Below are 17,392 nucleotides of genomic sequence, written 5' to 3' on the forward strand. Positions count from 1 at the left end.
CAACACGTTTCCATAAAGGTTCGCCCACTATGCGTTTCCTGTGCTGCTGCCGTGACTTCAGCATGCATGTCGGACATGCCAGTCACCAAGGTTGTCGCAATTGCTCCCCGGATAGTTACTCGGATCGGGAACATCTCAATGCGGGTGCAGAGTTGTGCAGATTGCAGTTGTGCCCTGAACCACATCGAGAGGACGCATAGATGGCCCCCAAGGATCAGAAGGCCGCAGACCAAAAAGACACCGCCGGTTTCTGGTTCGACCCGCTGTGCCCGTGGTGCTGGATCACCTCGCGCTGGATCCTCGAAGTCGAGAAGGTCCGTGACATCGACGTGCAGTTCCACGTCATGAGCCTCGCCGTCCTCAACGAGGGCCGCGACCTGCCCGAGAACTATCAGGAACTGATGAAGAAGGCGTGGGGCCCGGTCCGGGTCGCCATCGCCGCCGAGCAACTCAAGGGCCCGGAGATCCTCGCCCCGCTCTACACCGCGATGGGCTTCCGGATTCACAACCAGAACAACAAGGACCTCGACCAGGTCATCGCGCAGGCACTCGACGAGGTCGGTCTGCCCGCCGAACTGGCCGAGGCCGCCACCACCGACAAGTACGACGAGGAGCTGCGCAAGAGCCACCATGCCGGCATGGATGCCGTCGGTGAGGACGTCGGAACCCCGACCATCCACGTCAACGGTGTCGCATTCTTCGGCCCGGTGCTCTCGAAGATCCCGCGCGGTGAAGGGGCCGGCAAGCTCTGGGACGCGTCGGTGACGTTCGCGTCGTACCCGCATTTCTGGGAGCTGAAGCGCTCCCGCACGGAGGCGCCCGAGTTCGACTAGCGCGAAACCGGATCGACCGGGCCGCGACGCAGCCACCGCAGGTCGTCGCGGCTTGGAGCCAACTCCCAGTCACCTTCGCCGGTGCACGCGAACGCACCGCACGCCAGCGCGGTGTCGAGGCACTGGCGCAACGTCGCACCGCGGGCGAGGTCGGCCAGCCAGCCGGCGACGAAGGCGTCCCCGGCACCCACGGTGTCGATAACCGGGACCGCGACGGCCGGAGCCGACAACCGGCCCTCGGCCGTGGCGACCATCGCCCCGTCGGCGCCGCGCTTGACCACCGCGCAACCGATGCCAAGGTCCAGGAGAGCGTCGAGTTGCCGCTGCGGGGAATCGGCTCCGGTGAGCAGCTCCGCCTCGTCTTCCCCGGCGAACACGATGTGGGCCCGCCGGGCAAGTTCGAGATAGGCCGTCGCTGCCGTCTGCCGGTCACTCCACAGGGCGCTGCGATGGTTGACATCGAACGAGACCGTCACTCCGGCCGATGTCGCTGCGTCCACCGCCGCATGTGCCGCGGTCCGGGCGGATTCACCCAATCCGGCCGAAATGCCGGTGACATGAAGGATTCTCGTGTCAGTGACCACAGCGATCGGGACATCGGCCGGTCGCAGCCGGCTGCCGGCTTGCCCGCGGCGGTAATAACTGACACGGGCGGTCCCGGGGTGCGGACGTTCTTTGAGCATGAGCGCCGTCGCGGCGTCGTGATCGAGCACCGGGTACGGATGAACACCTTCGGCCCGTAGTTCACGCAGAATCAATTCGCCGAGGCTATCCGCGCCGAGCCGGCCGATCCAGGCCGCCGCGCCGCCGAGCCGGGCGACCCCGATGGCCACATTGCTCTCGGCACCGCCGAATCTCAGCTGCAGCGTCGGGTTGTGGTGCAGGCGCCCGGACTGCGGCGCCGTAAGCAGGCCGAGGCTTTCGCCGACGGTGACGACGTCGAAGGTCGGGCTCATCGCGGCGCCTGTGCCGCAACCGCGACGGCTGCGCGGGCCGCGTCAGCGACGGCATCGGCACCGGCGCCGGCCCGGGCGGTGATCCAGCTGCCGCTGACGGCGAAAACTGTCTGCTGAGTGAGGAATTCAGGCATGGTCACGGTGGTGACACCGGCTGACGGCATGAACATCATTTCCGGGAACACCGCCGCGTAGGCCGACAACAGGGCAGACGTGTCGACGGCGGCGGCCGGAAACAATTTGACCCGGTGCAGGCCGAGGCGGGCCGCGGCGCCCACCTCGGTTGGCGTCAGCACACCCGGGATGACTGCCAGGCCGGCTTGCTCGACGCATCGCACCACCTCCGCGTCCAGCCCGGGGGAGACCACGAATCGCGCGCCCGCCTCGATAGCATCGCGGGCTTGCGCGCTCGAGCGGACGGTGCCCGCGCCGACCAGAAGATCGCCGCGGGCGGCGAGCCGGCGAATCGCGGCGAGGCCGTGCTCGCCGCGCAACGCCACCTCGACCACCGGCAGACCGCCGTCGACTAGCCCGTCGCCGATCGCGTCGATGTGACCCGGATCCCGTACGGTCGCCAGCGGGATCACGCGGTGCTCGAACACCGCGTTCATCGGGCGTCGGCGAACGTCGGGCGGGTGCCGTAGCGCTCCAGTGCGGTTCGGTCCAGGGTGACGCCGAGCCCGGGCCCGTCCGGCACCGCGAGCATGCCGTCGCTGTCGAGATCCCATCCGCCGCTGACGAGTTCGTCGATATAGGCCGATCCGGTCTTGTATTCGACGAGGTCGGTCGCCGCCAGGGCCGACGCCAGATGCAGATCGGCGGCCAACCCGATCGCGGTGTTCCAACCGTGCGGGATCAGCCGCACCCCGCGGTCCTGGGCGGCCCACCCGATACGGCGTGACTCGCTCAAACCACCACCCTTGGTGCTGTCGGGCTGGACGATGTCGAATGCCCCGGCATCGAGGAATGGCAGGAACGTCTGGCGACGGGTCAGCACCTCGCCGCCGCTGATGGGCACCTTGGAATGGCGCCTCAACTCGACGAAACCGTTGACATCGTCGGGGGCCAACGCCTCTTCGAACCAAGCAATGCCGTACTCGGCCAGCATGTCGGCCGTGCGCTTGGCCCACGACAGCCCACCAGGGAAGAACGCCTCAGAACCACCGGCGTCGACGGCCAGCACGTGGTCGCCGACGGCTTCGCGGGCCGCGGCCACGGTACGCTCGTCGGTCTTGCTGTCCACGCGGCCGAATTTCCACCAGCCGATCTTGAACGCCGTGAATCCCTGATCCACCAATTCAGCAAGGTTTTCGGTCATAACCGGCGCCTCGTCCATGAGCACTGAGGCGTAGGGCCTCACCCGCTCCCGGTAGCGGCCACCGAGCAGCCGCCCTACCGGTTGACCGAGCGCCTGGCCGGCCAGATCCCACAGCGCGATGTCGATGGCGCTGGTGGCGTGGGTGAGGGAGCCGCCGCGGCCCATCCAGAACGCACTCTGGTGCAGCGTCTCCGTCAGCCGTTCGGCCTCGATTGCGCTCTGACCGATCAGTTGCGGCGCAAGCACATCCACGGCGGCGGCGACCAAACCTTCGGTCGTGAAGGCGCTGCCGATGCCGACCTGGCCGCTGTCGGTGTGGACGGCGACCAGGGTGTGCACGACGTCGTCGGGCCGCAGCTCGTTGGACCAGCCCCCCTCCGGGGTGGCGCCGCGCAGCCCGCACGTCTGAATGTCGGTGATTTTCATGTGTTTCGGAGCTCCTCGGGATGATGCGGTCGTGTGGTCACGGCCGGCGGGTGAGCATGAGTCCGGGCCTGCGGCCCGTGTGGGTGGCGTCGGTGACGACGGGCACGCCGTTCACCCAGACATGTCGCGCCGCGTCGGCATATCGGCGCGGCAGCGTCCAGGTGTCGGTGCGGCCGATGATCGCGGGGTCGAACGCGACGACATCGGCGAAAGCTCCCTCGCGCAGTTCACCCCGGTCGCGCATGCCGAAGTGTTCGGCGACCATGCCGGTCATCTTGTGGATGGCCGTCTCCAGCGACAGGGTTCCCATCCGCACGTGGTGAGCCAGGTAATGCGTATGTCCGTGGTAGAACAGCGGATTGCGGGTGCGGCCGTCGAGGGCGCCGTGTCGGCAGGTGGTGAAGGCGTCGACCCCGAGCAGGAAGTGGTCGTGCGCGATTGCCTCGTCGAGGTGGCCCGCCGTGAACAATTCACCGATCAGCTGCACACTGCCCATGTCGGCGCCTGCCGCGGTGAGGATGTCGAACAGGCACTCCCACTCGTCGGCGCCGTGCTGCTCGGCGATCTCGGTGAAGGGCAGTCCTTCCCAGTCGGGGTGGGTCGGGCTGACTCCGAGCCGCACGCGGTGCCACTGGCCGCGGTGGACGAACCGCCAGTAGCGGTCGCTGTCCCGGCGCACTTGCTCGCGAACTTCCCGGTCCTTGAGCAGCTCGGCGGCCTCGACGCCGGGACGTTCTGCCAACCAGGCGGGGAGTAACCCGGTGGCCATGCCGATACCGTGGGGGTAGGGGGTCATGTCGGCCAACACATCGGTTCCACGCTGTCGTTCGGTGACAACGCGCTCGGCCGCGCGCTCCCAGGCGCCGGATTCGGCGCCGGTGTCATGACGCACGTTCAGGTGCGAAAGTTGAGCCCGCACCTGCCCTCCGTCGACGACGGCGAAGAACTCGTCCACGGCGCTGTCGAGATCGGCGTCGCGGTTTCGGATGTGGCTGGCATACATGCCGTCACGCCGGCCTGCCGCCTGGGCGAGCGTCACGAGTTCCTCGGTGGCCGCGAAGCGTCCTGAGCCGTACTCCAGTCCGCTGGAGAAGCCGATCGCGCCGGCCTCCATCGCCTCCTCGAGCAGGCGTATCTGCGCGCGCAGTTGGTCGGTGGATGACCGCGCGGCGCAGCGAATCGCAGTGTGCCCCACGAACCACATGAGGTTCTGCGCTGTCGGACCCGAGTGCACTCGCTGCACGAGCTCACCGAAGCTGCGCCAGTCGACCGGACCGTCGTAGCCCATGGCGCGCAGGGCACTTGCGGTCGTGTCGACATCGTCCTCTCCGATCGGGGCATAGGTGAGGCCACAGTTGCCGACCACCTCGGTGGTGACGCCCTGGTGGATCGTGCTGAACGCGTCGGGATTGCCCAGCACTGACCAGTCGCTGTGGCTGTGCGGATCGATCAGCCCGGGGGTGATGGTCATGCCGGTGCAGTCGAGGGTGGTGACCGCTCGGACGTCGGGCGACAACCCGACGAATGCGATGCGGTTCCCGCGCAGACCGACATCGGCTCGTCGCGCGGGCGTCCCGGTACCGTCGACGACTTCTGCGCCCGTCAGCAAGTAGTCCAGTACCGGCATCTCAGAGCACCTTGCTCAGGAACTCCCGCGTGCGGGTCTCCTGCGGGCAGGTGAACATCGATGTCGGGCTGGCGGTTTCGACGATGGTGCCCTTGTCCATGTAGATCACCCGGTCGGAGACCTCGCGGGCAAAGCCCATCTCGTGGGTCACCACGACCATCGTCATGCCCTCGGCGGCGAGGTCTTTCATCACCGCCAGCACCTCGCCGACGATCTCGGGGTCCAGCGCTGACGTGGGCTCGTCGAACAGCATGATCTTTGGATCCATGGCCAGCGCACGGGCGATGGCCACGCGTTGTTTCTGGCCGCCCGACAGCGAATCGGGATAGACGTCGGCCTTGTCTGCCAGACCAACTCGCCCCAGTAGAGTGCGGGCCCGTTCCTCGGCCTCGATCCTGGTGCGACCCAGTACCCGCCGCGGCGCCAGCACAATGTTCTCGATGACGGTCATGTGCGGAAAGAGGTTGAAATGCTGGAACACCATGCCGACGTCGCGGCGTACCACGGCAAGGTCGGCGGTCTTCTCCTGGGGCCCTAGCGTGTGTTCGTTGATCACGATCGTGCCGTGCGACGGCCGTTCCAAACCGTTCATGCAGCGCAGCAGCGTGCTCTTGCCCGAGCCCGACGCGCCGATGATGCACACCACTTCACGCTCGGCCACCCGGCACGAAACGCCGTGCAGCACTTCGGTGTCACCGAAGCTCAGCCGTAGTCCGTCGACCTTGATCATTTGTTCGCTCCTGTAGTGAGAGTGAGGGTGTCGCCGACATCGGGTGCCTTGACGTGAACGCCGAGCCGTTGTTCGTATCGGCGGCCCAGCGACGAAAGCGCGTAGCAGATGACGAAGTAGCCGGCACCGACGATGAGGTAGGTGGTGATCGGATCGGCCGTCAGCGAGCTGACCACATTGCCCGCGCGGGTCAGTTCGATGAGACCGATGACTGCGACCAGCGAGCTGTCTTTGATCAGCACCACCAGGAAACCGACACCGGGTGGCACGATCACCCGCGCGGCCTGCGGCAGGATGACCCAGCGCATGCGATGGGCGTAGGACAGCCCGAGTGCGTCGGCGGCCTCGAACTGTCCGCGGGGGACGGCCTGGATGCTGCCGCGCACGAGCTCGCCGATGTAGGCCGACGCGAACACCGACAGCGCGATCACCCCGGCCCAGTACTCCGAGAGGCTGCTGCCCGGGGCCAACAGCGGTATACCGAAGTAGACGAAGAAGATGATCAGCAACACCGGGATGCCGCGGATCAACGCGACGTAGAGAGCGGCCACCCACCGCAGGGCGCGGATTGTCCCGGTGGACATCAGGCCGATGACGATTCCGAGTACGCCGCCGAAAAGCACTGACAACGTGCATATCTGGAGAGTCACGAGGGCCCCGTGCCAGATCAACGAGAGATGTTGGGTGCCGAGTCCTTCGAACATCACGCCACCTTCCACTTGATGAACCAGGTTTCGACGATTCGCGACAGGCTCGCGATGAGGAACGCGACCGCGAAGTAGAGCAGGCCGCCGACGGTGAACGCCTCGATGGTGCGGAACGTGGTCGAGGTGATTCCCATCATCACGTGCATCAGGTCGGGCAGGGATACGACCGACGTGATCGACGAGGCGAGGAACAACAGAATGGTCTGATTGGTCATGGCCGGCAGGACATTTCGCATCGCCGGTGGGAACAGCACCCGCCAGAAGGTGTCGCGCGGACTGAGCCCGAGTGCCGCGCCCGCTTCGCGCAGGCCGGCCGGCACGGACTGAAAGCCAGCGCGGAAGATCTCGGCCATGTACGCGGCGTTGTTGATACTGAGCGCGAGGATGCCCGCGGCGACCGGGTCGAGGTTGACACCGGCCTGCGGCAGTGCGAAGTAGACGAGGTAGAGCTGCAACAGCAATGGAGTGTTGCGGATGACCTCGATGTAGGTCGATGACGCGACGCGCCAGATGCTCACCTTGGACGTGCGCCCGGAGTAGAGCAGGATTCCGAATGCGCCGCCGACTACCGCTGCGACCAGGCTCACCCCGATGCTGACCGCGAGGCCTTTGAGTAGGGGAACGAGATAGGGGATCAGGTCCCCGTAGTAGAGCTGCATGTGTTGTCCTGAGAAATGTTGGGATGCAGCGAGTTACTTGATGAGCGCGGGGACGTCCATGCCGAGCCACTTGTTGTAGGACTCATCGGCGGCCTTGCTGATGTTGTAGTTCATGATGAAGTTGTTCAGGTAGTTGAGCCAGACCTGGTCGCCCATCTTGATGCCGAAGGACACGAACGATGGCGCCAGTGGGGGCGCATCGAGCACCCGTACCGCATCACCCTGGCTGGCGCGTACACCGGCGACCACCGCCGTGCTCTCCATCAGTGCGTCCACCTTTCCGCTGCGCAGGGCTTGGATGGAGTCGGCAACGGCTTCGAACAGGCTGGGCTTGGCCTGCGGGAACTCGGCTTCCAAGATGGAGGCGGGCACACTTCCGCGGGTCGAGGCCACGGTGCGGCCGGCAAGGTCGTCATAGCGCCGAATCGGACTGTCCGCGGGCACCACGACCAGCTGTCCCTCTGACGCATACGGCCGGGTGAGCGCGACCACCTGGGCCCGCTCGTCGAGGTTGGTCAGCGCGGCGATGATGACGTCGGCTTTTCCGGTCTCCAGCATGGGAATTCGGCTGGCATTGGTGGCGCTGACGAATTCCACGCCGGCGCCGAGTGAGTCGGCGAGTGCTCTGGCCTTGTCGATGTCGAAGCCTTCGTACTCGCCGGCGCCGTTCATCACGCCATACGGAGGGGCATCCGCGAAGACTCCGATGGTGATCTTCTTGGAGGTCAGCACCTTGGTCAGGACGCTGCTCTGGGCGGTGCCGGTCTGACCCGACGACGTACAGCCGGCTAGCACCAGCGCGGTGGTGGCGGCAAGGGCAACGAACACGGCGCGGAGGGCTCTACGCATGAATGTCCTTTGTTCAGAAGATTTTTTCGGGTCGAGGTCCGTAACCGCGGCGCCTCGTTTGGATAAATCAGAGATTATCTATAATCTGTAATCTGCGCAACAGTGGAAGGCGGCAATGTCTGTGCCCGAATGGGCGCAGGCGGCTGCATAGGATTGACGCCACGGGGCAACCTTGGCGACCTTTGTAAAGGAGAACGACCATTGACGGAGGCGCTGGAACCACTGGCCGCAGTCGCCCCGTTGCCCGCGTCGCGACGGCATCAGATCGCGGACTGGCTGCGCGAGCAGATCGTGAAAGGCGGCCTGGCACCCGGTGCGCAGCTCAAGCAAGATGTGCTGGCCGCGCACCTGAGCACCAGCCCCGGTCCCGTGCGCGAAGCCCTGCGACAGCTGGAAAGCGAAGGCTTGGTGCATCACATCCCCAACCGCGGGGCATTCGTGGCGACAGTGAGCGCCGACGAACTGCTGGGGGTGTTGCTTCCGGTGCGGTTGTCGATCGAGCAGTTCGCCGTGGAGAAGGCAAGCGTCGATCCGGCCGTGCTGGCCGAGCTGCAACGGCTCGTGGCGCTCATGGACGATGCCGCGGCGGTCGACGACCTGGATCTGCTCAACGAACTCGATGTGCTGTTTCACGAGACGGTCGTCAAAAGCGCTCACTCTGAACACGCGATGCAACTGTGGGCCAGTGTGCAACCGCGCATCCGGATGCAGATCCACCGGCTCGCCAGGCGCCACGACAGCCCGTTCGCGATCCCCGAAGAGCACCGCGCTCTACTGCACGCGATCAAGACCGGCGGGCCGGAGGTGCGCCGCTCAGCGCTCCATGACCACATCGTCGTCAGCGCCCGCGAGTTGCTTTCCGTCGCCGAGCCCGACTGAACGCCAACCAATCTCCGCGTTCAGCTTGCGTTGGGCCACCGTTCACGCCACGGTGTACGCATGACAGCGGCTGAGCCCAGTACCGACGGTTCCTACCGCGACCGGATCGCAGCTGTCGAGCCGGGCGGTAACGAGCACATCGCCGAGGCCGATCGGCACGGCAAGCCCAGCCAGTTGTTCTGGACATGGACCTCGCCGAACCTCGAATTCGCCACGATCTTCCTGGGCGTGCTGGCGGTCTCCGTCTACGGCATGACGTTCTGGCAGGCGGTGGCCGGCCTGGCGATCGGCACCGGCCTGGGGGCGCTGGCGCATTACTTCCTGTCCAAGCGTGGGCCCTTGCACGGCGTCCCGCAGATGGTGCTGGGCCGGCTGGCGTTCGGCTTCAAGGGCAATGCCGTGCCCTCACTGCTGATGACGGTGACCGCGGGCATCGGGTGGTTCGCCACCAACAGCGTCAGCGGTGCGTTCGCACTCTCCACCCTGATCGGCATCGCGCCGGTGCTGGCGCTGGTGCTCGTCGTCGTGGTGCAGACGGCGCTGGCGATCTTCGGGCACAACCTGGTGCAGGCCTTCGAACGGTGGGCATTCCCGGTGCTCGCGGTCATTTTCGCGATCACCTCGGTGGTGATCCTGAGCAAGGCGGATCTGGGCGCGCCCGCGGTCACCGGTGGTGTCGGTGGCACGGGTGGCTTCCTGCTGACCGTGGGCACCGCATTCGGCTATGTCGCCGGGTGGGCTCCGTATGCCGCCGACTACACGCGGTACCTGCCCCGGTCCGAGGCCGGCCCGCGTACCGGATTCTTCGCTGCCGCAGGACTGTTCGTGTCGTGCATGCTGCTGCAGGCGGTGGGCGCGGCGTCGGTGACCATCGGCCCCGCGGTCTCGGACAATCCGACCACGGCGTTCACCTCGGAGTTGGCCCCGTGGCTGGCGAGCCTGACCCTGCTGGCGATCGCGATCGGGGCCGTGGCCGCCAACGCGATCAACATCTATTCGGGTGCAATGGCTTTCGTGACCATCGGGATCAAGCTCCCGCATCACATCGCCCGGGCCTTGGCGACCGCGTTCTTCGGCATCGTCGGATTTCTCATCGCCTGGTGGGCGCTGGCCGACGCTGCCGCAAGCTACGAGGCGTTCCTGTTGATCATCGCGTACTGGATCGGCCCGTGGCTCGGGGTGGTGTTCGCCGACCAGTACCTGCGCGGGGACCAAACCGTCGCGCATCTCCTCTACGACCGGTCCTACACGAACTGGCCCGGCCTGTTGTCGTTCCTGATCGGTCTGGTCGCGTCGGTGGCGTTGTTCTGCAACCAGGAGCACTTCCACGGATTTGTCGTGCGGGCTGTTCCGCAGTTGGGTGACATCACGTTCTTCGTCGGGTTTCTCATCGCCGGTGCGTGCTATCTAGTGTTGTGCCGGTCCAAACTCACCGCGGAACGGATGGTGCCGGCATGACCCCGGAGCAGATGCTCGACGTCGCTGTCGAGGAAGCACGAAAAGGATTGGCCGAAGGCGGTATTCCGATCGGTGCCGCCTTGTTCAGCTCGGACGGGACGCTGCTGGGCGCCGGCCACAACCGTCGCGTGCAGAACGACGACCCGTCGATCCACGCCGAGACGGACGCCTTCCGGGCCGCCGGGCGCCAGCGCGGCTACCGGTCCACGATCATGGTGACGACGCTCTCGCCGTGCTGGTACTGCAGCGGCCTGGTCCGCCAGTTCAACATCGGCGCGGTGGTGATCGGTGAAAGCCGGACCTTCACCGGTGGCCATGACTGGCTGGCCGAGCACGGGGTGGCGGTTACCCTGCTCGACGATGAACGCTGCGTGGCGATGATGGAGGACTTCATCGCCGAGCGGCCGGACCTGTGGGCGGAGGACATCGGCGAATGAGCGCGATAGCAACGATTGACATGTCCCGGTGGTACGCCGGCGGGGCAGCGGCCGACGCGGTCGCCGCCGAGGTCGACGCCGGGCTGCAGCGCGCCGGCTTCATCGTCGTCACCGGCCACGGTGTGGACACCGCCCTGGCGGCCAAGGTCCGCGCGGCCAGCCGCGAGTTCTTCGCGCTACCCGACGACGTCAAGCAGGGCTACTCGGTACCGGTCGGCGGGCACGGCTGGATCGGGCCGGGCGCCGAGGCCAACGGCTACGCCGAGGGCACCGAGACCCCGCCCGATCTGAAGGAGAGCTTCAGCCTGGGCGCCGAGACCGCGACCGGTGACCCTGAGGTGGACCGGATCTGGTTCGCACCCAACGTGTGGCCGGCCGAGGTGCCTGCGCTGCAGACGCTGGTCGACGAGTACACCGCCGCGATGCGGAAGGTCTCCGACGACCTGCTGGCCTTGTTCGCCCACGCCCTCGGGCTGGCGGCCAACCCCTTTGTCGCCCTGGCGGATCGGCCGACCTGGACCATGAACATCAACCACTATCCGCCGGTCAGCGTGGTGGGGGAGCCAGAGCCGGGCCAGTTCCGGATCGGCCCGCACACCGACTTCGGCACGGTGACCATCCTCGACCGCGAGCCGGGCGCGGGCGGACTGCAGGTCTACTCCGAGCAGGAGGGCTGGGAGGACGCGCCGTGGGAGCCGGGATCGCTCACCGTGAACATCGGTGACCTGCTGGAGTACTGGAGTGGCCGCCGTTGGCCCTCGGGCCGGCACCGCGTCCTGCCGCCGCAGGCGCACGCCCCGGAAGAGGACCTGGTCTCGCTGATCTACTTCTACGAGGCCAACCACGATGCGCTGGTCGCGCCGCTGGAACCCCCCATCGGCAAGATCGGCGGCCTGGAGCCCGTGACGTCGTCGGCCTTCATCAAGGAACGCCTGGACGCCATCACCATCGGCTGACGTGCTACGACCTGGGCGTCGGGCCGGCGGGGTCGAGGGTGAAGAACCCCGTCGTCAACGGTTTCCGGGCGCCGCGATGTTCGGTCGCCACAATCTCGGCCATCGCCCCGGTGGCGTCCGCACCGAACAGAAAGAGCAGCTCGCGGTGTGGCACCGCAGCCACGATGTCCTCGCCGAGAAACCGGGTCATGCGCTCGTAGAGCCCGGGAGCCACCAGTGTGGTTGCTGCCAGCCAACTTCCGCTCGCGACAACGGTCGGTGCTCCGGACGGCCCCCGATCGAAGAACTCCAGCGCGATCTGGCCCGCCGACAAGGCGGCGGACAGCGCCCGATCGGCGTGGCCGTAGGCCGTGGCCAGGTCGATCCCGGCGCCGGCCAGGCCGGCGGCTCCCACCGCGCCGAGGATCTGCGCATCAGCCGGGCCCGTCGGTGTCACCAGAGCCACCGAGAGCCCGTGACCGATCCGGCGCTGAGACTGCGCGCCGGTCGACAGCGCGTCGGGATAGTCCTCGGGAACCAGGTATGGGTAGATCTGATCGACATCGATCGTCGAGGGTGCCGCGTCTCGCCGCCGACGGAGCCAACCGCTCATCTCCATACCGTCATCCTGCGCTATGGCCAAGCGGCGTTACTGACCAGTTAGGGTTACCGACATGCGCGTTTACATCGGTGCCGACCACGCCGGATTCGAGTTCAAGCAGACCATCATCGAGCACCTCAAGAAGACCGGCCACGAGCCGATCGACTGCGGTGCCTACAGCTACGACGCCGATGACGACTACCCGGCGTTCTGCATCGACGCGGCAGTCAGGACAGTCGCCGATCCCGGCAGCCTGGGTATCGTGCTCGGCGGCTCGGGCAACGGCGAGCAGATCGCCGCGAACAAGGTGCCCGGCGCCCGCTGTGCCCTGGCCTGGAGCGTCGAGACTGCCAAGCTGGCCCGCGAGCACAACAACGCGCAGCTGATGGGCCTGGGCGGTCGCATGCACACCGAGGAGGAGGCGCTGGCCATCGTCGACGCGTTCCTGTCGACGCCGTGGTCGGAAGCCGAGCGCCATCAGCGCCGCATCGACATCCTGGCCGAGTACGAGAAGGACCACGTGGCCCCGCCGGTTCCCGGCGCGCCCGCCTGACCCATGCCCGAAGGGCACACCCTGCACCGGCTGGCCCGGCTGCACCAGAAGCGGTTCGGCCGGGCACCGGTGATGGTGTCCAGCCCGCAGGGCCGATTCGCCGATGGTGCCGCCGCGGTCAACGGCCAGGTGTTCAAACAGGCCGACGCCTGGGGCAAGCACCTGTTCCACCACTACGACGGTGGCCGGGTCGTGCACATCCACCTCGGCCTGTACGGCACGTTCACCGAGGCTCTCGTCCCGCTGGGGCTGCCGGTCGGCCAGGTGCGGATGCGGATCGTGGGCGCCGAGTACGGCACCGACCTGCGTGGCCCCACCGTGTGCGAGGTGATCGCGGAGCCCGAGATCGCCGACGTGGTGGCGCGGCTCGGTCCCGACCCGCTGCGCAAGGACGCCGATCCCGCCCTGGCCTGGGCACGAATCAGTAAGTCGCGCAGGTCAATCGGTGCGTTGTTGATGGACCAGTCGGTGATCGCCGGCGTCGGCAACGTGTACCGCAGTGAGCTGCTGTTCCGTCATCACATCGATCCGTACCGGCCGGGCACCCAGATGGGCCAGGCCGAATTCAGCGACATGTGGACCGATCTCGTCGAACTGATGAAGGTCGGCGTGCGTCGGGGCAAGATCGTCGTCGTCCGGCCCGAGCACGATCACGGTGCCCCGTCCTACGGTCCGGGCCGGCCCCGCACCTACGTGTATCGCCGGGCGGGGGAGGCCTGCCGGGTGTGCGGCGCAGGAGTGCGCACCGCAGAACTGGAGGGCCGCAACCTCTTCTGGTGCTCCGACTGCCAGGTGTGAGCGCGCGGCGCCGGCGCGGGCACGGGACAATTCCCGGGTGGAATTGATCCTCGTCGTCGTCGGAGCCATCCTCGTCACAGCAATCGCGCACCGCCGTGGGATGGAACCCGCCCTGATCATCGTGGTGATCGGCAGCGCGGTGTCGTTCCTTCCGGGGTTCGAACCCCCCGAGCTGGATTCGCACATTCTGCTGACGGTGGTGCTGCCGCCGCTGCTGTACTCGGCAGCCCTGGACTTCTCCTTCCCGACGTTCTTCCGCAACATCCGCCCGATCCTCGGCCTTGGTGTCGGGCTGGTCGTGGTGACGGCTTTCACGGTGGCCGCGGTGTCGTCCTGGCTGGTGCTGGTGCCGCTGACCTTCGGGCTGGCCCTCGTGCTCGGCGCGATCGTCGCGCCGCCGGACGCCGTCACGGCCGTCGCGGTGGGCCGCAAGCTCGGCCTGCCAAAACGGGTGATGGCGATCCTCACCGGCGAGAGTTTGATCAACGACGCGGCGGCGCTGACCCTGTTCTCCATCGCGGTGGCCCAGGTGGCGGGCAGCCACACCTTCATCGAGAACCCCTTCCTGCTGTTCGGATACAGCGCCACGGTCGGCCCGGTGGTCGGGGCACTGCTGGGCTACGTGACGCTGTGGATTCGAAAGCACCTGGACAACCCTGGCCTGGAAACGGTGCAGGGCCTGGTGGTTCCGTTCGCGGCCTTCATCACCGCCGAGGAACTGCACGCCTCCGGTGTGCTGGCGGTGGTGGTCGCCGGCTTCGTGGTCGGCAACGGTGCGATGGGTGCGGGGTACCAGACCCGACTGCAGGAGCGCTACGTCTGGAATTCGGTGGACGTTCTGCTCGAGGCGTTCGTATTCGCCTACATCGGGTTGCATCTGCGGTTCGTGCTGCAGGACCTCAACGAAGCCCACGAGTCGCTGACCGTCGTCGCCGTCGCCTCGGTGATCGTGTTGCTGATCGTGCTGGTGATCCGCCCGCTGTCGGTGTTCTTGATGTTCGGCCGGAACAAGCTGTCACGGCACGTGGAGAGCAAGTTCAGCGTGCCGGTGCCCGACGGCGCCCGCGGTGCCCTCGGCCGGCGTGAGCGAAAGCCTGAGGCGCGGTGGCGCCGGATCATCGACCGCCGCTCACTGAGCTGGCGAGAGAACGTCGTCGTGTCCTGGACCGGGATGCGGGGCGTGGTGACATTGGCCGCGGCCGCCGCGATCCCGGTCACCACAGCTGCGGGCGAACCCTTCCCGGAGCGCGCCACCATCCAGGCCATCGCGTTCGCGGTGAGTGTTGGCACGTTGCTGATCCAGGGTTGGACACTGCCCCTGTTGATCCGCCGGCTGAACCTGTCCCGGTTCTGCGACGATCACGCCGCCGACCGGGAAGAAGAACTCAAGGCCGAGCGCGTGGTGCACGATGCGGCCGACGAGGTGCTCGACGCGTTCGAGGTGGATCCTCCAGAAGGTCTGGATCCCCGTGTGGTGACCGAGATCCGCGCGGTCATCGCCCGGCATTCACAGGACGCGGACGAAATGCCCGATCCCGAGGCGCTCACCAAACGGGCCGCGGTGTTCTCGGGCCTCTACCGCGATGTGCTTGCCGCGCAACGCGGTGCGCTCATCACCGAGCGTGACGAAGGTCGCATCGAGGACGAGGCGGTGCGAGCCATGCTGGAGCGTCTGGACCTACAGGAGGCCGGTGTGTCGGCGCGTCTGGAGAGCCGCCTCTAGATTTGTGTCGGGTTTCGGCTTGACCTTGCCCTAGGTGGCAATGTTTACAGTCTGGGCGAGGACTTGACATGCAGATTTCTGAACTGGCCCGCCGGACGGGCACGTCGACCAAGGCCGTGCGTTACTACGAACACCTCGGCCTGCTGACTCCGGCACGCCTGGGCAACGGATACCGGAACTACTCCGATGAGCATGTGCAGATCGTGGAAGAGATCCGCGCACTCGCCGCGATCGGTATCTCCCCGTCGAAGGCCGGCCCATTCGTCGACTGCCTTCGCCACGGTCACGAGCACAGTGACGAGTGTCCCGAATCGCTTGCGGCATACCGGGACAGCATCGCGGTACTCGATGAGACCATCGCGTCGTTGACGCGTAAGCGCCAAGTCCTCACGGCGCGGCTGACCGAGGCCGCGTGTCGAGCATTCGATGAGGAGCACCGACCGTTGACCGAGTTCACGTCTCTTCCCGCCGACCTGCCCGCACCCGTTGACGACGGGGCCGCAGACCATTTGGTGGGCCGGCCGATTCCCGACATCACCTTGGCCGGCAGTGGCGGTGAGGACATCGGGCTCGAGAGCCTGCCCGCGGGACGCACGATCGTCTACCTGTACCCGCTCACCGGTCGTCCGGGAGTTGACCTCCCCGAGGGCTGGGACGCGATTCCCGGCGCGCGCGGATGTACACCAGAGGCGTGCGGATTCCGCGATCACTATGCGGAACTGCGCGCTGCCGGCGCGCAGCAGGTGTGGGGATTGTCCAGCCAGGACGCCGACTATCAGGCGGAAGTTGTTCGGCGGCTGGACTTGCCGTTCGGGATGCTTTCGGATGAGGCGTTCGTCCTGGCGGACGCGCTGAACTTGCCCACGTTCGCGGCCGCCGGGCACCCGCGTCTCTACACGCGTCTCACCCTGGTGGTTCGGGACGGTCGGATCGAGCACGTGTTCTATCCGATATTCCCGACGGACACGCATGCCCAGCAGGTGCTCGACTGGCTCAACAGCCACCCGGTCGACTAGGCACTCGGGAAGTCAGGAGTCTGCTGGGCGGGGTCAGAAGCCCCCGAAATCACCGCCGAAGTCGCCGAAGCCGCCACCGTCGAATCCGCCGCCGTCCCAGCCGCTGGCGTCCGTTCCGCCCCAGTCGCCACCGCCGGCGTCACCGCCATCCAACGCCCCGGCGTCGCCCCCGGTGTCCTGGCCCGCGGCGAAACCGTCGGAATAGCCGTCACCGTAACCGCTTTCGAATCCCTGTGCGCCGTAGTTGACTCCGTGCATACCGGAGAACATCGCGTCGAACAGCAGCACCGAACCCAGGCCCCAGGCGCCGGCCACCAGGGCCGGCTTCCACCACGGTTCGGAGTACCAGCCGGCGGGCACCGGGCGTCCGGCCACCCGGCCGCCGGGGTAGTAGTTCGGGGTGCGCTGCGACGGAGTCGGGGAGGCCTCGATCTCGCGGCCCTCGAAGTTGATTCGGCGGTCCTCGGTCACCGCGCCCGCCGCACGTTGTCCGGTCAACGACTCCAACTCGGGACCCGGGTCCATGCCCATCGTGGTACGGGCCGCGCGCACGTAGTAGAGCCCCTCGATCGCGCTCTCCTTGGCCAGCACGGCCTGCTTGGCGGTGGTGGCCTGATCGATCTGTGAGGACGCGGCGGTGTACCGCTCGGAGGCGTCGGCCAGCGCCTGCTTGGAGGCGTCGTCGGAGCCGGTCAGGTTGAGCACCTGCCCGCCGAGACGCTCGATCAGCCGGCGGGCGTCAGCCTTGGCATCGGCCAGTGACTCCGCGGAGCGACGGCCGTTGGCCTGCGACGAGCTGTAGACAGCGAACGCGATCGCGGCGATGACAAGAACGATGAGTACCAGCAAAACGCTGTTCATGGCGTCCAGCGTACCGACGGAAATCG

19 protein-coding genes are annotated in these 17,392 nt (G+C 66.9%); 9 read left to right on the forward strand and 10 right to left on the reverse strand.

Annotated features, from left to right (window positions below):
* Positions 1-200: 200 nt before the first annotated feature.
* Positions 201-833 (forward strand): mycothiol-dependent nitroreductase Rv2466c family protein, encoded by a 633-nt coding sequence (locus tag ACZYZ7_RS22435; protein ID WP_463741844.1) that lies wholly within the window; start codon positions 201-203, stop codon positions 831-833.
* On the opposite strand, the gene ACZYZ7_RS22440 is transcribed toward ACZYZ7_RS22435, so the two are convergent.
* From ACZYZ7_RS22440 to ACZYZ7_RS22475, 8 genes are read right to left on the reverse strand one after another with little or no spacing between them, the layout of a single operon-like run.
* Positions 830-1,789, reverse strand: coding sequence for a sugar kinase (locus ACZYZ7_RS22440; protein WP_135456438.1), 960 nt, complete (start codon positions 1,787-1,789; stop codon positions 830-832). The genes ACZYZ7_RS22435 and ACZYZ7_RS22440 overlap by 4 nt on opposite strands.
* On the reverse strand, positions 1,786-2,400 hold the full coding sequence (locus tag ACZYZ7_RS22445) for a bifunctional 4-hydroxy-2-oxoglutarate aldolase/2-dehydro-3-deoxy-phosphogluconate aldolase (protein WP_463741845.1): 615 nt from the start codon (positions 2,398-2,400) through the stop codon (positions 1,786-1,788). The genes ACZYZ7_RS22440 and ACZYZ7_RS22445 overlap by 4 nt, the downstream gene beginning before the upstream one ends.
* On the reverse strand, positions 2,397-3,533 hold the full coding sequence (locus ACZYZ7_RS22450; RefSeq protein ID WP_463741846.1) for a mandelate racemase/muconate lactonizing enzyme family protein: 1,137 nt from the start codon (positions 3,531-3,533) through the stop codon (positions 2,397-2,399). The genes ACZYZ7_RS22445 and ACZYZ7_RS22450 overlap by 4 nt, the downstream gene beginning before the upstream one ends.
* Before the next feature lie 37 nt (positions 3,534-3,570).
* Positions 3,571-5,160: an N-acyl-D-amino-acid deacylase family protein gene (locus tag ACZYZ7_RS22455; protein WP_463741847.1), complete on the reverse strand. Its 1,590-nt coding sequence runs from the start codon at positions 5,158-5,160 to the stop codon at positions 3,571-3,573.
* 1 nt (position 5,161) lies between these two features.
* On the reverse strand, positions 5,162-5,890 hold the full coding sequence (locus tag ACZYZ7_RS22460) for an amino acid ABC transporter ATP-binding protein (protein ID WP_463741848.1): 729 nt from the start codon (positions 5,888-5,890) through the stop codon (positions 5,162-5,164).
* Entirely contained in the window at positions 5,887-6,594 is a 708-nt protein-coding gene (locus tag ACZYZ7_RS22465; protein WP_463741849.1) for an amino acid ABC transporter permease, read from the reverse strand. The genes ACZYZ7_RS22460 and ACZYZ7_RS22465 overlap by 4 nt, the downstream gene beginning before the upstream one ends.
* Positions 6,594-7,256 (reverse strand): amino acid ABC transporter permease, encoded by a 663-nt coding sequence (locus ACZYZ7_RS22470; protein WP_135456424.1) that lies wholly within the window; start codon positions 7,254-7,256, stop codon positions 6,594-6,596. The genes ACZYZ7_RS22465 and ACZYZ7_RS22470 overlap by 1 nt, the downstream gene beginning before the upstream one ends.
* A 33-nt stretch (positions 7,257-7,289) precedes the next feature.
* On the reverse strand, positions 7,290-8,105 hold the full coding sequence (locus tag ACZYZ7_RS22475; protein WP_463741850.1) for a transporter substrate-binding domain-containing protein: 816 nt from the start codon (positions 8,103-8,105) through the stop codon (positions 7,290-7,292).
* A 201-nt stretch (positions 8,106-8,306) separates the two neighbouring features.
* Here ACZYZ7_RS22475 and ACZYZ7_RS22480 point away from each other — a divergent pair, with 201 nt between their 5' ends.
* From ACZYZ7_RS22480 to ACZYZ7_RS22495, 4 genes are read left to right on the forward strand one after another with little or no spacing between them, the layout of a single operon-like run.
* Positions 8,307-8,984 carry a GntR family transcriptional regulator gene (locus ACZYZ7_RS22480; RefSeq protein WP_135456421.1) on the forward strand — a complete coding sequence of 226 codons (678 nt, stop codon included), beginning with the start codon at positions 8,307-8,309 and terminating at the stop codon, positions 8,982-8,984.
* Positions 8,985-9,044: 60 nt separating this feature from the next.
* Positions 9,045-10,442: a purine-cytosine permease family protein gene (locus ACZYZ7_RS22485; RefSeq protein ID WP_135456419.1), complete on the forward strand. Its 1,398-nt coding sequence runs from the start codon at positions 9,045-9,047 to the stop codon at positions 10,440-10,442.
* Positions 10,439-10,879, forward strand: a complete 441-nt coding sequence (locus tag ACZYZ7_RS22490; RefSeq protein ID WP_135456417.1) for a nucleoside deaminase — start codon at positions 10,439-10,441, stop codon at positions 10,877-10,879. The genes ACZYZ7_RS22485 and ACZYZ7_RS22490 overlap by 4 nt, the downstream gene beginning before the upstream one ends.
* Complete coding sequence (locus tag ACZYZ7_RS22495) at positions 10,876-11,835, forward strand: isopenicillin N synthase family dioxygenase (RefSeq protein ID WP_463741851.1); 960 nt, start codon at positions 10,876-10,878, stop codon at positions 11,833-11,835. Before ACZYZ7_RS22490 ends, ACZYZ7_RS22495 begins: the two co-directional genes overlap by 4 nt.
* 4 nt (positions 11,836-11,839) lie before the next feature.
* Here ACZYZ7_RS22495 and ACZYZ7_RS22500 read toward each other — a convergent pair whose 3' ends face one another.
* On the reverse strand, positions 11,840-12,427 hold the full coding sequence (locus ACZYZ7_RS22500) for a hypothetical protein (protein ID WP_135456413.1): 588 nt from the start codon (positions 12,425-12,427) through the stop codon (positions 11,840-11,842).
* Positions 12,428-12,488: 61 nt separating this feature from the next.
* Here ACZYZ7_RS22500 and ACZYZ7_RS22505 point away from each other — a divergent pair, with 61 nt between their 5' ends.
* The 4 genes from ACZYZ7_RS22505 to ACZYZ7_RS22520 all read left to right on the forward strand — a co-directional run bounded on the left by ACZYZ7_RS22505 (position 12,489) and on the right by ACZYZ7_RS22520 (position 16,505).
* Positions 12,489-12,968 (forward strand): ribose-5-phosphate isomerase, encoded by a 480-nt coding sequence (locus tag ACZYZ7_RS22505; RefSeq protein ID WP_135456410.1) that lies wholly within the window; start codon positions 12,489-12,491, stop codon positions 12,966-12,968.
* Positions 12,969-12,971: 3 nt separating this feature from the next.
* Positions 12,972-13,766: an Fpg/Nei family DNA glycosylase gene (locus ACZYZ7_RS22510; RefSeq protein ID WP_463741852.1), complete on the forward strand. Its 795-nt coding sequence runs from the start codon at positions 12,972-12,974 to the stop codon at positions 13,764-13,766.
* 37 nt (positions 13,767-13,803) lie between these two features.
* Entirely contained in the window at positions 13,804-15,489 is a 1,686-nt protein-coding gene (locus tag ACZYZ7_RS22515) for a cation:proton antiporter (RefSeq protein WP_135456405.1), read from the forward strand.
* Between the two features lie 68 nt (positions 15,490-15,557).
* A complete protein-coding gene (locus ACZYZ7_RS22520) occupies positions 15,558-16,505 on the forward strand; it encodes a MerR family transcriptional regulator (RefSeq protein WP_463741853.1) in 948 nt (315 codons plus the stop codon).
* A gap of 33 nt (positions 16,506-16,538) precedes the next feature.
* On the opposite strand, the gene ACZYZ7_RS22525 is transcribed toward ACZYZ7_RS22520, so the two are convergent.
* On the reverse strand, positions 16,539-17,366 hold the full coding sequence (locus ACZYZ7_RS22525; RefSeq protein WP_463741854.1) for a DUF1542 domain-containing protein: 828 nt from the start codon (positions 17,364-17,366) through the stop codon (positions 16,539-16,541).
* Positions 17,367-17,392 lie beyond the last annotated feature (26 nt).

Source organism: Mycobacterium sp. IDUB_17 (assembly GCF_055419465.1).

Excerpts from the sequence above, each read along its gene's own strand:
- ACZYZ7_RS22435 (WP_463741844.1), top strand. The coding sequence starts at position 201 with ATGGCCCCCAAGGATCAGAAGGCCGCAGACCAAAAAGACACCGCCGGT.
- ACZYZ7_RS22440 (WP_135456438.1), bottom strand. The coding sequence starts at position 1,789 with ATGAGCCCGACCTTCGACGTCGTCACCGTCGGCGAAAGCCTCGGCCTG.
- ACZYZ7_RS22445 (WP_463741845.1), bottom strand. The coding sequence starts at position 2,400 with ATGAACGCGGTGTTCGAGCACCGCGTGATCCCGCTGGCGACCGTACGG.
- ACZYZ7_RS22450 (WP_463741846.1), bottom strand. The coding sequence starts at position 3,533 with ATGAAAATCACCGACATTCAGACGTGCGGGCTGCGCGGCGCCACCCCG.
- ACZYZ7_RS22455 (WP_463741847.1), bottom strand. The coding sequence starts at position 5,160 with ATGCCGGTACTGGACTACTTGCTGACGGGCGCAGAAGTCGTCGACGGT.
- ACZYZ7_RS22460 (WP_463741848.1), bottom strand. The coding sequence starts at position 5,890 with ATGATCAAGGTCGACGGACTACGGCTGAGCTTCGGTGACACCGAAGTG.
- ACZYZ7_RS22465 (WP_463741849.1), bottom strand. The coding sequence starts at position 6,594 with ATGTTCGAAGGACTCGGCACCCAACATCTCTCGTTGATCTGGCACGGG.
- ACZYZ7_RS22470 (WP_135456424.1), bottom strand. The coding sequence starts at position 7,256 with ATGCAGCTCTACTACGGGGACCTGATCCCCTATCTCGTTCCCCTACTC.
- ACZYZ7_RS22475 (WP_463741850.1), bottom strand. The coding sequence starts at position 8,105 with ATGCGTAGAGCCCTCCGCGCCGTGTTCGTTGCCCTTGCCGCCACCACC.
- ACZYZ7_RS22485 (WP_135456419.1), top strand. The coding sequence starts at position 9,045 with ATGACAGCGGCTGAGCCCAGTACCGACGGTTCCTACCGCGACCGGATC.
- ACZYZ7_RS22490 (WP_135456417.1), top strand. The coding sequence starts at position 10,439 with ATGACCCCGGAGCAGATGCTCGACGTCGCTGTCGAGGAAGCACGAAAA.
- ACZYZ7_RS22495 (WP_463741851.1), top strand. The coding sequence starts at position 10,876 with ATGAGCGCGATAGCAACGATTGACATGTCCCGGTGGTACGCCGGCGGG.
- ACZYZ7_RS22500 (WP_135456413.1), bottom strand. The coding sequence starts at position 12,427 with ATGAGCGGTTGGCTCCGTCGGCGGCGAGACGCGGCACCCTCGACGATC.
- ACZYZ7_RS22505 (WP_135456410.1), top strand. The coding sequence starts at position 12,489 with ATGCGCGTTTACATCGGTGCCGACCACGCCGGATTCGAGTTCAAGCAG.
- ACZYZ7_RS22510 (WP_463741852.1), top strand. The coding sequence starts at position 12,972 with ATGCCCGAAGGGCACACCCTGCACCGGCTGGCCCGGCTGCACCAGAAG.
- ACZYZ7_RS22520 (WP_463741853.1), top strand. The coding sequence starts at position 15,558 with ATGCAGATTTCTGAACTGGCCCGCCGGACGGGCACGTCGACCAAGGCC.
- ACZYZ7_RS22525 (WP_463741854.1), bottom strand. The coding sequence starts at position 17,366 with ATGAACAGCGTTTTGCTGGTACTCATCGTTCTTGTCATCGCCGCGATC.